Here is a 16,816-nt window from a genome sequence, read left to right as displayed (position 1 = left end):
GTGGTGTTGGACCCGTTCCACCACTGGCCCGCCGCCACGAGCAGATTGACCTGGTTGGCGGTAGAGGTGCTGACGGCATAGAGCGAATGCGCCGGTGCCGTGCCGATCTCAAGGCCCGCCCCCGACAGGGTCCCGGCATAGTCGATGAGCCGGTAGGTGCCGCTGGTAAACCCAGTGCCGGCGGTCAGGTTCAGCACGCCGTTCAGCGTGAGATCGCCGCCCGCGCTGATCGCCGGCGGCGTCGTCGAGGGCGCCTCCAGCGTCACCGCGAAAATCGAGGTCGCGTCGGCGAAGGTCAGATTGCCGCCAATGGCGAGCGAGGTGGTGCCCGAGACGCCCGCCAACGTGCCGCCCGCCGCGATGGACACATTGCCCGAGACGGTGCCCGCGCTGGCGCCGCCCTGCAGCGTCGCGCCCGAACTCACCGACACCCCGCCAGCCAGACTGCCGCCCGAGAGCTCCAGCGTGCCACCATAGACCGTCGTCGTTCCGACAAAGGTACTGGTGCCCGAAAGGGTCAGCTTTGCATTGCCGGTCTTCGTCAGGGAGCCAGTGCCGGACACGACGCCGGCGAAGGTCATGTCGGTGGTACGGGAGAAGGTCAGCGTGCCGCCGTTGCTCAGCACCACATCGCCCATGATCGAGCCGTTGGCGCCGCCAATGGCCAGCGTACCGCCCGTCACTGCAGTGCCGCCCGTGTAGGTGTTCACGCCCTCCAGAAGCCAGCCGCCCGAGCCGGTCTTCGTCAGCGAGCCGCTGCCGGTGGCGATCGCGCCGGAGACGATGCCGAGCCCGGTTCCACCCAGGCTCAGATCCTTGCCGGCTCCGGTGATGCCCCCGGAGAGGGTGAAGATGTCACTGCCCGCACTCGAGACGATCAGGCTGTCAGCCGCCAGATTGATCGCACCGGCGAAGCTGTTGGTCCCCTGTACGCTGCTGAGCGCGCCTATCCCATTGACGCCGAGGCCCGACAGGGTCAGGGCTTCCGCTCCCACCGACACGCCGCCAAAGAGCATAAGGGAGGCGCCGTCCGCCACTGTTGTGCCGCCCGCGAGGGTGCCGAGACCCGTGGCGTTGGAAACGCCGAGGACGCCGACCGAAACGATGGTTTCGCCCGTATAGGTGTTCGCGCCGGAAAGGATCCAGCTTCCGGCATCGACCTTGGTCACCGTGCCCGCATCGGTGCCGATCACGCCGGAAACCGTGCCCGCGCCGAGGCCGCCCAGCGTCAGGTTCTTGCCCGAACCCGAGATGCCACCCGACAGGTCCAATGAGCCGGATGCCGCATAGGTATTGGTGTTGATGGTGCTGTCCGCCGCCAGCACGATCGCACCGGCATAGGTGTTGTTGCCGCCATAGCTGACGAGGGCGCCCTGCGAGGCACTCCCTCCGTCGACGATGCCCGTGCCGGAAAGGGTCAGATCTTCGCTACCCACCGTGATGCCGCCGCCCAGGGCAAGGGTGGCGCCCGAGGCCACCACGGTGCCACTGTCCGTCGTGCCGAGCGCGGATGCGTTGGCGATGCGCACCATGCCGGCCGAAATCGTGGTGAGGCCGGTATAGCTGTTGGCCGCGGTCAGATCCCAGGCGCCCGCGCCGGTTTTAGTCAATGTGCCGGCGCCCGTCGCGATGCTGCCGGAAACGACGCCATTCGCCGCGCCGCCAACGGTCAGGTTCTTGCCCGCCCCGCTGATCCCGCCGGACAGGGTCAGCTGGTCGGCCGTGACGGCGATCAGGCTGTCCGCGTCAAGGGTGATCGCTCCGGCCACGCTGTTGAGGCCGCCGGTGCTCTGCAGCGCGCCCGCGCCGGAGACGCCCGTCCCGCTCAGAGTGAGCGCTTCCGTGCCGATCACCACGTTGCTGACCGTGTTGCGAAGATCGAGCGTCGCACCGGACGCGACCGTGGTCCCCGAAGCCGTCGTGCCGAGGCCGGCATTGGCCGTCACCCGCAGGGTGCCGGCCGAAACCGTCGTCGCGCCCGTATAGGTGTTGGCGGCGGACAGAATCCAGGTGCCGGCTGCCCCCTTCGTCACACCGCCGGAACCCGTGCCGATCACGCCGGTGATGGTGCCCGTTCCGTTGCCCTGCAAGGTCAGGTTCGCGCCGGTTCCGCCGATAGCGCCGCTAATGGCGAAGGTGTTGTTGAGCACGGAAATGGAGCTGTCCGACGCCAGCGTGATCGCGCCGCCATAACTGTTGGCGCCGCCGAGGCTGGTCAGTGCCGCGAACGGGTTTGAACCCGTGCCGGACAGCGACAACACCTCCGCGCCGATGGCAACGGCGCCCGCATTGCCATCAATCACCAGCGACGCGCCGGACGCCACCGTGGTGCCCGACGACGTCGCTCCCAAGGCGCTCGCATTGGCGGCGATCAGCGCGCCGGCCGAGACCGTGGTGAGCCCGGTATAGGTATTGGCGCCGCTGAGGATCCAGTTGCCGATTCCCGCCTTGGTCACTCCGCCGGCGCCGGTGGCGATCACCCCTGAAATCGTGCCGCCGGCGGAGAGCGTCAGAGTGTGGCCGGCGCCGCCAATGGTGCCGGAAAGTTCGAGGGCATTGCCGCCGTCGATCAAGCTATCCGCCGCGAGCGTAACCGTACCACTCAGGATGGCACCCGCCGCGCCCTGGAGGGCGCCGTTGGACCCCGTGGTGCCGGTGCCCGAAAGGGTCAGCGATTCCGCAACGGTCGTCGATGAGCCGACATTCATCACCAGCGTCGCGCCCGCCGCCACCGTGGTGCCGGCGGCCGCGGTGCCGAGGCCGGCCACGTTGGTGACCTCCAGCGTGCCGGCCGAAACGGTCGTCGCGCCGGTATAGGTGTTGGTGGCGGACAGGGTCAGCGTGGCGCTGCCCTTCTTCTCCAGCGTTCCCGACCCCGAGATGACGCCGGAGAAGGTCACGGCGTCCGACCGGTTGAACACGAGGGCCGCATTGTTGACGATCGCGCCGTCGATGGAACCGATCGCGCCGCCAGCGCCGATCTGCAGCGTGCCGCCGGTGATGGTTGTGCCGCCCGTATAGGCATTGGCTCCCGAGAGGATCAGCGTGCCGTCGCCGATCTTCTCAAGGCCGTCGGTGCCCGCGAGGGCAGAGGAGATGGTGGCAAGGGTGCCGGCGCCATCCACATTCACCGTCGGCGCCGCCGAGGCATTCGCCAGGGTCAGCGTGTCGCCGGTGATCTCATAGCCGGAAGTGAGGAATTTTAGGCTCTTGGCCCCGACCGCGCCCGAGGAGGCGTCGATGGTCACCGTGCCGGCCGTGCCAGAGAAGATGGCGGTTTTGGTGGAGTTGGAGGCGACATGCGTCGTGCCGTCCGCATTGCTCCAGTTCAGCATGCCCGAACTCGCCGTCCAGCTGCCGTCCCCGCCGACGAGCGGACCGCCGCCGGAGGTGGTGGTGCCGTTCCAGTAGAGGCCGCCCGCGGACAGGGTAGCAATCAGCATGTTTCCGAGGGAACTCGTTGTCGTGGATATGGCCCCTTCCAGGCCTCCCGACACGGTTCCCACCGTCGGCAGAACAAAGGTGCCGCCCGCACCGGAGTATTCGATCAGATTATATGTCCCCTCCACCAGCGTGGTGCCGGTCAGGTTGATCGTAACTCCGGACTGGATGGTGAGCGCGCCTCCAGAGGTGATCGCCGCATCCGCGCCGACACTGATGAGGCCGATATTGACTGTCGCCCCCGTATTGAGAGTGAAGGTGTCTGAATTGATCGGCGTGGCACCACTCGAACCCGCACCGCCCTGCTGCGCATTGAGAATGCCCCCGCTCTGAATGAGCAGCAGGCCTTCGATCTTGGCGGTTCCATAGCTCGCGGTCGTCGCGTTCAGCGTGCCGCCGGATGCGACGGTGACGTCACCCTTCAGCCAGGTGCCGGTCCCCAGGGCAAGGATACCCTCCTTGACCGTCCAGTTGCTGGCCGGCCCCGACGAACCGGTCGTACCGGTGAATTCCCATGTCGAGGTGCCGACCTTCTCGTAAGCGTTGAAATCAACAAAGGTCGAATTGATCAGCGTCAGGTCGAAGCTCTGATTGACCGTTCCGCCCAGCGCGAGCGTGGTGTTGGTCCCGACGTTGATGGCTCCACCGACGAGGCCCCAATTGGACCATAGTTCGAGGGTCGAGCCTGTCGATGTCGTGTCGAAATAGACCCCGACACCATTGGTCGAAATGATATTGCCGTCATTTATGATCTTGTTTGAGGATCCGGAGACAAAAATGCCCGCGCCACCTCTGCCTTGAGGATCATCAAGACCGGCTTCTATAAATCCATAGTTGGTTATTGTATTTCCGGTGCCGCTGAACAGAACGGCGTTGCCGCCGTAATCGACACCTATTTTTCCTGAAATAATATCGGCACCGTAGATGCCCGCGAACTTCTGGTTGGTGATGGTGTTGCTGTCTCCCGACACAACAAGCCCGATGCCGCTTTTGCCCTGCCCGGTGCTGTACCAGTTCCCGCCATCGCCCCCTTGGAGGGTGCCGGAATTGCTGACGATGGAGTTATTTCCGCTGATCAGCACGCCCGCGCCGCCCGCGCCGGCAGAGCCGCTCATCTGGTTCACGTCGGACGATGAAACCGAGCCGCCGGCGCCGCCCTTCGCGATGCCAGCATTGCTGAAGTCAATTCCGTCCGCGCTGAGAACGACCGCAGCACCGCCGTCACCGCCCTTGCCCTGCAGGATGGAAATCGCGCCGAGGGCGAGCCCGTCCGCGCCAGCGTCGCCGCCGGCACCGCCCATAATGTCGAACTCGCTGACGTTGGAGACGATAGCGGCGGCCGCGATGACGAGGCCCGAGCCACCGGCGCCGCCATTGCCGGTGATCACCGTGTAGCCGGTGAACGGGCCCGTCGCATTGATCGAGCCGCCGACGCCGCCAGCACCGCCGATTATAAAGTCGCCGCCGAACTCATAGTCTTCCACGGCAGTGATGATCACACCCGCGCCGCCACCGCCGCCGCTGCCGCCGGCCGCCCACGCAGCGGTCTGAGCCGGCTGTCCGGCCCCCCCAGAGGCGCCGCCGGCACCTTCACCGCCCGCGCCACCCGTAGACGTGTCGCTTCCGACCGACCCGCCAGCGCCGCCGCTGTTGGAGCTGATGCCGTTAGCCTGGCCCGATCCACCCGTTGAGCCGGCAACGCCGCCGGGCTGCACATCACCGCCAATACCGCCGGCGCCGCCAAACCAGAGATTGCCCGGGCCGGGATAGCCGATGAGCACCGCACCCGCGCCGCCGCCACCACCGCCACCGCCGACACTAATGGTGCCCGCGATGACGCCCGCCTGCCCGTCCCCGCCGGTCGCGCTCTGCGCCCGCGCGGGAGACGTGAAGGCGAGGCTGGAAATGAGGGCCGAGGACACGAGTGCCGAGGTCAGAAGAAGATGCCGGCGCAAGCGGGGGGCGCCGCTGCGGGAGTCGACGGCCGAAGCGGCCTGTCGGGGCCGCATCCGCGAATCTGCCTTCACGACCTGACCGACCTGCATCACACTCGCGCGCTGCGACATCTCATTGCCAAACATTCTGAACCCGCCTCATTTCAGCGATCGCGTGGTCGTCCGCGCCTATCGGCGCCCACCCAGACCCCCAGCCTCTTCCCTACGACACGTCGAAAACGAGCCGGACCGCATGGGCCGTCCCGTTCAGACGTTCTGAAATCGAACATGATCGCTCTGGTCGCCCTGGCCAGCACACGGCCCGGCCAGAGGCTTGCCTGACATCCGCCAGCGCAGCTGAGCTCCGCCGGAACGTGCGGCGGCGGCAGATCTACGTCCGGCAATTTTCGGCAATGGCGCGGAATACCTACAACCGGGGAGCGAGAACGCCGGCGCCGCAAAGCCACGCGCAGGCCGTCGACCGGCCGGCCGCATCGGCTCGCGCGCGCCGGCACTCCCAGCAGTCACTCCCTGCATCCGCCACATCCCAAGCCCATCCGCCCTATCGGCGTGATCCCGGGTCGACCGTGCGCGAACAGCTGGATACCGCGATACCCGGATTGCGCAGCCGGCATCCGGATTGCGAAAAGGCTGCCGTCAAAATTCGCAGTGTTGTAATTTTGCAACCGGGAGCATACGGCATCGACGGCATCACGACCGCCGCGACGGTGCGCAGAGGTGCCCTGGCACCTCATTCATCCGCGTGCGGATTGCCCTATATTGCTCTTCTATCGGCCGTCCCTGCCCCGCGCGGCAGCGAGGGTCACGGCGGGATACTCGCCGAATCGTTCCCGGTAGAGTCGGGAAAAGCTGCCCAGATTGGAGAAGCAGAAGGCGAGCGCGGCCGTGGTGACATTGTCCGCGTCGCCTCCGGCCAGGAGCAGCTCGCGGGCCGCATTCAGGCGTTCATTGCGGATCCACGTCACCGGCGAGCAGCCAAACCGTCTCTGGAAGGCGTATTGAAGATTGCGGGCCGACAGGCCGCTTATGGCTTCAAGATCGGTCAGGGTGAGGCGCCGGTTCAGATTGGCCATGACATAGTCGCAGGCGCGCTCGACCCGCCTGTCAGGGATCTCCCGGGACGACATGTCCTCGCCGTCGCCGAAAAGTCGGTCGCGTAGCAGCATGCCGCAAATCGCCCGATAGACGATCTCGTCGATACCGAGACGCGCCGCCGCCTCTCCCGACACGTTGCAGGCCTCCAACAGTGCGCAGGCGCCCCGCAGCATCAGGTCGAAATTCACGCCTGCCGCGACCAGAGGCATGACGCTGGGCCCGTTCAGATCCACCCTCGGCTCGTCGCGCCCCAGCATGGCTCCTGCCGTTTGCAGCAACCGGCTCCGGTCCAGGCCGGCAATCAGGATGGAACGATAGCCGCCCTCGCCGATCCGCTCGCCTTCCGGCGCCAGCAGGGCGTTGGTGCGGACATGACACTCGACCGACTTGCCATTCACCGTGGAGCGGATCGCTCCGCCCTCCACCGGCATGAAGAACGACAGTTCATTCGATTCGACGAGGGTACGGATCGGCGAGTGGGACAGGCTGCTGAGCTTCAATCCATTGACGGCGATGGAAGATTGCTGGGTGGCGAACTTTGCCGCATCGCCGATCGCGTCATATTCGGCACTCCAGCCGAGCATGCGGTGAACCTGCTCCTGCATCGACAGCAGCGACGTCGACTGCATTTTCGTCCGGTTGCCGAACGCCAGCGGGCGAAGCATCGCGGCAGTCTTCGGCATTGGCAGGCCTCCGGCAGGTCCTGGGAAGCGGGGCGGCGGGTGGCGCCCAGCGGGCACCATCGGAGAACAGAGGCAGAGGGCACGGCCGACCAACGCGCCCGCACGCCAGGCAGCGTGTCAGACGCGCAATCGTAAACCGGCAGCGAAGGATGCCGTGAGCCGGCACATCATGCCAGACACGAAGCCCTTCGGTCGGCACGCCAGCGTGATCGGCACAGGGAAAGGCAGGGCGCCGCAATCGGCGCGGTGCTATGGTGCCAGCAGCCTATCGCAAACGACAAGACCGGCGCAACTAGGCCGCCGACACTCTGTCCGGCCCTCTGAGCGGGCGTCCGGCACTGCGGTCAGGGCGCGACCAGGCACCACGGCCCGCTCATGGTCGGCCGCACGGGCCTCCGGGCTTCGGCCGGGCGGACGCGGCAAGGGTAGTCCCCGGGGGCTCGCCCGGGGATGAGGGAGGGCGGCGGCCGACCCCAAGGACGCTTGTGGTACGGCGCGTGCGTCACGGCCCGGCCTGCGGGCGAGGCTGATGCCTCGCCCGGCGCGTTGCCGCTCAGTTCATCTTGCCGAGCGCCATGAACTGCGTTTCGCCGGACGAGCCGTCGACGCCGTCATTATCGGTGACGATGAAGGCGTTGCCGGCGGCGTCGATGGCGAAGCTCTCGACCTTGTCGAGCACATAGCCATGGGTGGCCTTGAGCAGCGGCAACAGATCCTTGACCTCGGTCTTCACCAGCACCGGCGGGGCGGCCTCGCTGCCGAGCGGCGCCGGCTTCACATCCTTGAGCGAGACATAGGTGAGCTTCTTGATCGCGGCATCCGCGCCGATGAGGTTGTCGCGCTCAAGCACGATCAGCCCATCCTTGTAGGGCGTCAGCTCAGACAGTCCGACCCAGCCCTTGGCGGATGCATCGAGCGGGTAGCGCACCGTGGCCCAGCTCTTGTCGGCCGGCTTGTAGGCGATGAGCTTGGCGAAAGCCTTCGGGTCGTCTTTCCACTCGCGCTGCACGGCGATCCACACCGTCTCGTCCGCGCCCGAGCCAAGGACGGCTACACCCTCGAAGCCGAAGCGCCCGGCCTGCGCCGCCACTGCCTCGGGGAGCGCGATCTCTTCCGCTATGGCGCCGTCAGTGCCGACGCGCAGGAGTAGGTTCTGCGTCGCCTTTTCCTTCTTCTCGGGATTGCCTTCGGAAACCACCCAGAAGCCGCCCTCGGGACGCACCGCGATGCCCTCAAGGTCCAGGCCCTTGGCCGGCGCGCCGTCCTTGGTCAGCACGGTGGCGGCGGTGATCTTCGCCGGCTTCGCGTTCGCGTCGACGGTGAGGATGCGCGCCTGCGCATAGGCGCTGTCAGTCACGGCGTAGAGCTTGCCCGCTTCCTTGGCATCGGCGGCAAAGCCCGACAGCGCCGACCACCAGATCGGCAGCCCATCGGGGCCATCGGCGGAGATGATGGTGGGATAGGCCGGCGCGGCGCCGGGCTGGCGCTGGTAGAGCGTCACAACCGAGCCGATGCGGCCCTCCTCACGCCCGTCGGTCTCGGCGGCGGTGACGAAAAGCTCGCGCTTGGGCAGGGCGATCAGCCCCTCCGGGCCGACGCCGCCGGGCAGCACCTGCAGGAACTCCGGCGCCGCGCCGGCGCCCTTGTCGCGGTAGACGAAGACCAGCGAGCCGCGCTCGGAGGCGACGAAAATCAGGCGGTCACCGCCGAAGGTCGCGACCTCAGCGCCCTCCATCTCGATGCCCTTCTTGTTGCGCTTGTCGGGGTAGTGGCCGAGCCGCACCGCCATATGCTCCGGCGCCGTGCCGCTCTCAAACACCAGCTTGCCGGTCTTGTCGAAGATGGAGAAGCCGCGCGAACCGCCCTTCCAGTCGCCCTCATTGGCGATGACGAAGCGGTCGTCGTCGATCCACTGCACGGTGTCGGGCTCGCGGGCGACACCCTTGGCCGAGCCGGAGAGGTCGATCACGCCGTCCTTCTTGGTGTCGATCTTGTCGAGATCGACCGTGCCGGCGGAAAAGTGTGAGAGAATCTTGCCGGTGGGCAGATCCACCACCACGATGTGGTTGTTCTCCTGCAGCGTGACCACCACCTCGTTGCGGGAATTGATGTCGACATATTCCGGCTCCGGGTCTTCCGGCGCGACGGCGGCGAGGCCGGTGAGATCGATCACCTTCTTCGAGGCGTCGACGACGCGGCCATCCTTCACCTCAAAGGTGGTGAGGTTGCCGGCCGGCAGCTGCGGCAGCGCGCCGTCATTGAGATCCTCGTCGCGCTCATTCTCGATGGCGATGGCGAGATAGCTTCCATCCGGGCTCTTGGTGATCGAATCCGGCTGGCCGCCAAGGTCGATCTTGTCCTCGACCTTGCGGGTGGCAAGGTCGACCACGGCGAGATGGCCCGAGGGCTTGGCCTTCGATTCCGACGTGTTGACGCCGACATAGGCCTTGGTGCCGATCACGACAGTGGTGGTCGGCTCGCCGTCCAGCGCGACGATTCCGGCGGATTTCGGCGCGGCAGGATCGGTGATGTCGATGAAGCCGATACGCTGGCCGGGGCTGTCGCTGTAGATCAGCGTGTTGCCGTCCTCGGTATAGGTGATGATTTCGGCGGCGGTCGACTTGGCCGGGTCGGCACCGGCGGGCAGGTTGTCGACCACGTTGAAGGTGCCGATGCGATTGAACACCGCGTCGGCCGCGAGGCTCGGCGACGACAGGGCGACGAGCGCGAGCACCGCGACGGAAGCACTGGCGAGAAACAGCGGGCGCATGGCGGGAATCTCCTCTCGGGAAGCGGGCCGGCAGCCCGCGCTGCTGCGGTTCAAGTCCCCGCCGATGACAGAGGGATGACGACGCGCCGATAGGGACGGGAATTCCACCGCGCCCCCCTCGGGCGGCCCGCGCGGGGAGCTTGCGAGGGCCCGCTGCGGCCCGCCAAAGCCACCCGCCGCGCCGGACGACGCTTCCGCGCCGCGACCTTCGACTTTCGGACGAGGGAATTCGCCGGGAAACCATGAATTAGGGCTTGCACTCGCCGTTGCGGCATCGTCTCCTTGTCGCATCGGGACAAGGCGCTCAAGCGCCGCCCGGCGGGCACGACCCGCAAGGAAACGCCATAGGAGGAACCGCCCATGACCGACACGTCAGGGAAGAGCACGGACGCGCGTCAGGATGTCCGTACCAGCCGCCGTCGCTTCATCGCCACTGCCGCCGCAGCTGCGGCCGCCGGCGCCACCGTTGCGGCCCCCGCCGTGCACGCGCAGGCCCCCATCAAGCTGAAATTCCAGTCGACCTGGCCGAACAAGGACATCTTCCACGAGTTCGCCGGCGACTATGTGAAGCGCGTCAACGCCATGACCGGCGGGCGTGTCGAACTGGAAATCCTGCCGGCCGGCTCGGTCGTCCCGGCCTTCCAGATGCTCGACGCGGTCTCGTCAGGCATTCTCGACGGCGGCCACGGCGTCGCCGCCTATTGGTACGGCAAGAGCAAGGCGTTCTCGCTGTTCGGCACCGCCCCCGCCTTCGGCTGGGACGCGGACGAGCTGCTCGGCTGGGTGCGCTTTGGCGGTGGACAGCAGCTCTATGACGACCTTGTGCAGAACACGCTGAAGCTGAACGTCGTCGGCATGCTGACCGGGCCGATGCCCAGCCAGCCGCTCGGCTGGTTCAAGAAGGAAATCACCAGCGCCGACGACATGAAGGGCATGAAGTACCGCACCGTCGGCCTCGGCGCGGACCTGTTCAAGGAATTTGGGGCGGCGGTCACGATCGTGCCGGGCGGCGAAATCGTGCCTGCGATCGATCGCGGCCTGCTCGACGGCGCCGAGTTCAACAACCCGTCCTCGGACCTCATCCTCGGCTTCCCCGACGTCGCCAAGGTCTACATGCTCGGCAGCTACCATCAGGCGCTCGAATGCTTCGAGATCCTGTTCAACAAGACTAAGTTCGACAGCCTGCCGGCGGACGTGCAGGAAATCCTCAAGGGCGCGTCCGACGCCACCTCCTCCACCATGATGTGGAAGGCGCAGGACCGCTATTCCAAGGACCTCGCCGCCATCAAGGCGCGCGGCGTGAAGGTACTGCCGACGCCGAAGGCGGTGCTGGAAGCCCAGCTCAACGCCTGGGACGTGGTGATCGCCAATCTGTCGGCCGACCCGGTGTTCAAGAAGGTGGTGGACAGCCAGAAGGAATGGGCCAAGCGCATTGTCGGCTTCCGTCTCGAATATGAGCCGGATTCGAAGTTCGCCTACGACCACTTCTTCAAGCCGGCCTGACCTGCCAGCGCGTGCGCCCCTCTCCGGCGACGGAGAGGGGCTTTTGGTTTCGGTAGAGCATTGGCACTCCCGCAGCGGACCGTGACGGCGTCGTGCGGCGATGCCGCCGTGCGGCCGTGACGGACGGCGCGCCATCCCTCGTCGTACCCGAACGAGCGTTGCCCGAGCTTGCCCTCCGAGACCTCGCCGTGCCCGAATTTACCTTGCCCACACTCGCCTTGCCCGAAGAGGCCCCTCCCCATGCAATCCATCCTTCTCGGCGTTGACCGGCTGAACGGCCTCATCGGCAAGATTTTCGCCTGGTGCATCGTCATTCTCATGGCGGCCATCTGCTACGAGGTGTTCTGCCGCTATGTGCTGCGCGACCCCACCACCTGGGCCTATGATGTCAGCCTGATGCTCTATGGCGCGCTGTTCATGATGGCAGGCGCCTACACGCTCTCGCGTAATGGCCATGTGCGGGCCGACTTCCTGTACCGGAAGTGGCAACCCCGCACCCAGGCCAAGACCGACCTGGTCCTGTACTTCCTGTTCTATTTCCCCGGCATCCTGGCGCTGATCTATTCCGGCTGGGGCTATTTCCACCTCTCCTACATGCTGAACGAGCACTCCTCCTTCAGCCCGGACGGGCCGGTGATCTGGCCGTTCAAGGCATTGATCCCCATCGTCGGCGTGATGATGCTGCTCCAGGGAATGGTCGAGGTCGTGCGCTGCTGGATCTGCATTCGCGACGGCGACTGGCCGCAGCGCCTGCATGACGTGGAAGAACTGGAGAAGGTCATTCTCGACGAGGCCGCCGCCAAGGCTGCCGAGGAAGAGGCCCGGCTCAACGCCATCGAGCGCGAATCCACCACGCGGGGGTCCCTGTGATGTTTCTTTCCGATCCCGCGCTCGGCATCTTGATGCTGGTCGTCTTCCTGTTCCTGCTGATGCTCGGCTTCCCCATCGCTTTCACCCTGATGGCGCTGGGCGTGGCCTTCGGCTACCTCTCGATCGGCGACGGCATCTTCCAGCTTTTCGTCCAACGCACCTATTCGGTGATGGCGAACGACGTGCTGATCTCGATCCCGCTGTTCCTGTTCATGGGCTATGTGATCGAGCGCGCCAACATTCTCGACCGGCTGTTCCGCTCCATCCAGCTCGCCGCCGGCTGGATTCCGGGCTCGCTCGCTGTTGCCACCCTCATCACCTGCGCCCTGTTCGCCACCGCGACCGGCATTGTCGGCGCCGTGGTGACGCTGATGGGCCTGCTGGCCTTCCCGGCCATGCTGCGCGCGGGCTACGACACCAAGATTTCCGCTGGCGTCGTGTGCGCCGGCGGCTGTCTCGGCATCCTCATCCCGCCCAGCGTCATGCTCATCCTCTATGGCGCCACCGCCGGCGTCTCCGTGGTGAAGCTCTATGCCGCAGCCTTCTTCCCCGGCATCGCGCTGGCGGGCATGTACATGGCCTATGTCATCATCCGCGCGATGATCAACCCGTCGCTGGCGCCGAAGCTGCCGGCATCGGAGCGCAACGTTCCCGTGCTCACCATTATCTGGGCGCTGGCAACCTCGTTCTTCCCGCTGGTCCTGCTCATCGTCTCGGTGCTCGGCTGCATCATCCTCGGCCTTGCCACCCCGTCGGAAGCCGCCGCCATCGGAGCCGCCGGCGCCATCCTGCTGGCGCTGGCCTACCGCACCTTCAGCATCGAAAAACTGAAGGATTCGGTGTTCCTCACCGCCCGCGCCTCGGCGATGGTGTGCTGGCTGTTCGTCGGCTCGGCGGTGTTCTCCGCCGTGTTCGCGCTGCTGGGCGGCCAGCGGGTGGTCGAAGAATTCATCATGGGGCTGGACATCGGGCCCATCGGCTTCCTGATCCTTACCCAGGTCATCATCTTCGTGCTGGGCTGGCCGCTGGAATGGACGGAGATCATCGTGATCTTCCTGCCCATCTTCCTGCCGCTGCTCGACCATTTCGGTATCGACCCGATCTTCTTCGGCGTGCTGGTGGCGCTGAACCTGCAGACCTCGTTCCTCTCCCCGCCGGTCGCCATGGCGCCCTTCTATTTGAAGGGCGTGGCACCCAAGCATGTGACCATCGAAGAGATCTTCTCCGGCGTGATGCCGTTCATCTTCATCGTCATCTTCGCGATGGTGCTGCTCTACACCTTCCCGAACTTCGCGCTCTGGCTGCCGAACTATCTCTACGGGGGATAGACGCAGCCAATAGAACAACGTCATGCCCGGGCTTGTCCCGGGCATCCACGTCTTTGAGCCAAGCGGCAGGCAGGGAAGCGTCGAGGGCCGGGACAAGCCCGGCCATGACGCGACGGGTCGGGTTGCCTAGGCAGATAGCGCCTTGGGGTCGCCCGGCGCGGTCTTCCAGCCGAGCGCGGGGAAGCGCACCACCCGCCGACCACGGAAATCCGCCTCGCAGACCAGGTGCCCGCGCTCTTCCATATAGGTCAGCAGCCAGCGCCCGCGCGAGGGTGAGCGGCTGCCATAGGCGCGTGCCAGCGCCTCGTCGGCGGGGGATGGCGCGCCCTCCATGCCGGCACGCGCCAGCAGCAGGAACACGCCCTGCATCTCCTCCGGCAGCCCGGTCGCCTGCTCCACCGCCCGCGCCCACCCCTCGTCGCCGGGGCGGGAATCGAGCCCGGCGCGGGCAATGGCCAGCCGGCGGGTGAAGGCGGCAAGATCAGGCACTTTCGAGCCGACCCGCCGCACCCGGCAATGCACGAGGAAGTCCGGGTAGAGCGCGGCGGCTGAGCGGAAGGGCGCTTCCGGGTCGGCCACGAACTGGCGCACGATCTCCTCGACCAGCGCCTCGCGCTCGGCATCGAACGCCGCCGCCACTTCGGGGTCCACCGGCACCGGCTCGGGCGCCGGCGCCTCCTCCAGCGTCTCCAGAATGGCGTCGGTGGCACGCGGCTCGCCGCGCGGCGGCGGGGCGGGCAACGGCTCGGTGCCGAGATCGTCGAAGATCAGGTCCTGCAGTTCCGCCATGGCCATCTCGGGCGGGGGCAGCAGCGAGGGCCGCCCGTTGCGGCTGGCGGTCTCGACATGGCCGATCTTTACCGGCAGCGGCCGGCGCGACAGCGCCGGGCCGAGCGCCACGAAGGAACCGGTGTTGAGGTCGCGAAAACTCTCCGCCTGCCGCTTGTCCATGCCGAGCAGATCGGCGGCGCGGGCCATGTCGATGTCGAGAAAGGTGCGGCCCATCAGGAAGTTGGAGGCTTCAGCCGCGACATTCTTGGCCAGCTTGGCAAGGCGCTGGGTGGCGATGACGCCGGCCAGCCCGCGCTTGCGGCCGCGGCACATCAGATTGGTCATCGCCGAGAGCGAGATGCGCCGCGCCTCGTCGGAAATCTCGCCGCCGCCCGAGGGCGCGAAGAGCTGCGCCTCGTCGACCACGACCAGCATCGGGAACCAATATTCGCGGTCGGCGTCGAACAGGCCGTTGAGGAAGGCGGCGGCCGAGCGCATCTGCGCGTCGGCATCCAGCCCTTCCAGGTTGAATACGACAGAGGCGCGGTGCTTGCGGATACGGGCGGCAATGCGCTGGATTTCGCCGGCGGTGCGCTCGGCGTCGATCACCACATGGCCGAAGCGTTCGGCCAGCCCGACGAAATCGCCTTCCGGGTCGATGATCGCCTGCTGCACATGGCCGGCGCTCTGTTCGAGCAGGCGGCGCAGCAAATGCGATTTTCCCGAGCCGGAATTGCCCTGCACCAGCAGGCGGGTGGACAGGAGCTCTTCCAGGTCGAGCCGAACCGGCTGTCCGGCGTTGCTGCTTCCGAGCTCGATACCGATCTTCATCTGCGATGACGCATCCCTGAACCGGCCCCTCCGCTGCGGCGGCGGGCCGAATGGTTCGATTGTCCGGGCCCCCCAGACCGGACGATCCGACCGGAACGGCAAGCCTGGCCGCCCCCTGCCCGGCCTGCCTTTAGCACGCGGCAAGGGCCCGCGCCGACAGCCGCCAAGAACTCCACAGATTCGGCCCGGCTCGACAAGCCCCGTGTGTAGGGTCATCCTTGCCGAATGTCGCGCCCGCCTTTCTTCACCATCGGCTATGAACAGGTCTCCTCTGCCGCCGTGCTCGACACGTTGAGCGGAGCGGGGGTCGATCTTCTGGTCGATGTGCGCGCCGTCGCCGCCTCGCGCCGCGCCGGCTTTTCCAAGAGCCACCTCGCCGCCGGCGTGAGCGAGCGCGGCATCGGCTATCTGCATCTGCGCGGCCTCGGCACGCCGGCGGAAGGCCGGCAGGCGGCGCGCAGCGGCCATTACAGCGAGCTGCGGCGTATCTACGACGCCCACCTCGCCACCTCCACCGCGCAGGAACAGCTCGACGAACTGACCGCGCTGGTGAAGGCGGGCCGGCGGGTGTGTGTGCTGTGCTTCGAGCGCCATCCCGAGCATTGCCACCGGCAGATGGTCGCCGATCTCATCTGCGAGCGGGTGGGCGTCGCGGTCGAGCACCTGATGGCGCCGCCGATTTAGACACGCCACCCTGCGACAAAATGCGGCATGCCACCGCGTGCAGCGACACACGTGCTCTCCCTCCGGTTGATTGAGGGCACAGGACTGGGGTGCTCGGATAAGGGGTACTTCCTGACCATCTGCAACCGTGAGCGCGGCGATGTTCTCTTCGCCGGCGCGAGCCCTCGCGCCTCTCCTCGCGGCGTTGTCCGCCGCGTGCCCAGTGTCCAGCGCGGCAGCCGAGGAGAGTGCGGAGGCGGCACTGCGCCGGCGTCTCTATTTCTATACCGGCCTCGATATAGCGCGCGACAATGGCTATGGCTGGGGCGGCATGGCGTGGGCGCCGTTCGCGCCCATGGACCAGGAAGGCCTGCGGGTGCGAACCCAGACCGGCGGGGGGCGCTACCAGTACCGCACGCAGGCGGTGCCGGGCGGCTGGAACACCGGCAACAAAACCGATGGAGAGGTGCTGCTGGGCTGGCAGTTCCTGCGCGGCCCGCACGCCCTCGCCCTCTATGGCGGGGTGAATGTGGTCGACAACCAGCTCGATGATCCCGATCCCGGCAATCCCGACCAGGGCACGCAATTCGGCGCCAAATTCGTAGCCGAATGGTTCTATCGCGTTGATGCGCGCTGGACGCTGACCGCCGCCCTCAGCGCCTCGACGGCGGACGGCACGGTGAACGGCCGCGCCAGCGTCGGCTGGCAGGCGTTCAGCTGGCTCGCTGTCGGCGCGGAGACCGGCGCCACCACCGACTGGCTGGACCAGAGCGCCCGCCTCGGGCTGTTCCTCACCTGCCCGCTGGCGGGGCAGGAACTGCGCGCCGCCGCCGGCTGGCGCTGGAGCAGCGACAGCGACGCCAGCCCCTATGGCACGCTCTCGCTGTTCATGCCGTTCTGACCCTC

Annotated in this window: 9 protein-coding genes; 5 read left to right on the top strand and 4 right to left on the bottom strand. The window is 66.8% G+C overall.

Annotated elements, in window-relative coordinates:
- The 3 genes from J2S76_RS22600 to J2S76_RS22590 form a co-directional block, all read right to left on the bottom strand.
- Positions 1–5,363 (bottom strand): beta strand repeat-containing protein (locus J2S76_RS22600; protein ID WP_307064321.1); only part of this gene is annotated, 5,363 nt, incomplete at its 3' end.
- Between the two features lie 800 nt (positions 5,364–6,163).
- Positions 6,164–7,174 (bottom strand): helix-turn-helix domain-containing protein, encoded by a 1,011-nt coding sequence (locus tag J2S76_RS22595; protein WP_307064319.1) that lies wholly within the window; start codon positions 7,172–7,174, stop codon positions 6,164–6,166.
- A 553-nt stretch (positions 7,175–7,727) separates the two neighbouring features.
- Positions 7,728–9,944 carry an esterase-like activity of phytase family protein gene (locus tag J2S76_RS22590; protein ID WP_307064317.1) on the bottom strand — a complete coding sequence of 739 codons (2,217 nt, stop codon included), beginning with the start codon at positions 9,942–9,944 and terminating at the stop codon, positions 7,728–7,730.
- A 360-nt stretch (positions 9,945–10,304) separates the two neighbouring features.
- Between J2S76_RS22590 and J2S76_RS22585 the strand changes: the two genes are divergently transcribed.
- The 3 genes from J2S76_RS22585 to J2S76_RS22575 all read left to right on the top strand — a co-directional run bounded on the left by J2S76_RS22585 (position 10,305) and on the right by J2S76_RS22575 (position 13,645).
- Positions 10,305–11,447, top strand: a complete 1,143-nt coding sequence (locus J2S76_RS22585; RefSeq protein ID WP_307064314.1) for a TRAP transporter substrate-binding protein — start codon at positions 10,305–10,307, stop codon at positions 11,445–11,447.
- Between the two features lie 240 nt (positions 11,448–11,687).
- Entirely contained in the window at positions 11,688–12,317 is a 630-nt protein-coding gene (locus J2S76_RS22580; protein ID WP_307064312.1) for a TRAP transporter small permease subunit, read from the top strand.
- Positions 12,317–13,645, top strand: a complete 1,329-nt coding sequence (locus J2S76_RS22575) for a TRAP transporter large permease (RefSeq protein WP_307064310.1) — start codon at positions 12,317–12,319, stop codon at positions 13,643–13,645. Before J2S76_RS22580 ends, J2S76_RS22575 begins: the two co-directional genes overlap by 1 nt.
- 126 nt (positions 13,646–13,771) lie before the next feature.
- Here the strand turns inward: J2S76_RS22575 and J2S76_RS22570 are convergent, their stop codons facing one another.
- Positions 13,772–15,247, bottom strand: a complete 1,476-nt coding sequence (locus J2S76_RS22570) for an ATP-binding protein (protein WP_307064308.1) — start codon at positions 15,245–15,247, stop codon at positions 13,772–13,774.
- Between the two features lie 225 nt (positions 15,248–15,472).
- Here J2S76_RS22570 and J2S76_RS22565 point away from each other — a divergent pair, with 225 nt between their 5' ends.
- Both J2S76_RS22565 and bcsS read left to right on the top strand, forming a co-directional pair.
- A complete protein-coding gene (locus tag J2S76_RS22565) occupies positions 15,473–15,931 on the top strand; it encodes a DUF488 domain-containing protein (protein ID WP_307064306.1) in 459 nt (152 codons plus the stop codon).
- Between the two features lie 202 nt (positions 15,932–16,133).
- Entirely contained in the window at positions 16,134–16,811 is a 678-nt protein-coding gene (gene bcsS / locus J2S76_RS22560) for a cellulose biosynthesis protein BcsS (protein WP_307064305.1), read from the top strand.
- Positions 16,812–16,816: the final 5 nt, after the last annotated feature.

Source organism: Ancylobacter vacuolatus, from assembly GCF_030813595.1.
GTDB lineage: Bacteria > Pseudomonadota > Alphaproteobacteria > Rhizobiales > Xanthobacteraceae > Ancylobacter > Ancylobacter vacuolatus.
The sequence above is the reverse complement of the archived record's forward strand: the minus strand, read 5'-3'. Positions and strand labels throughout refer to the sequence as shown.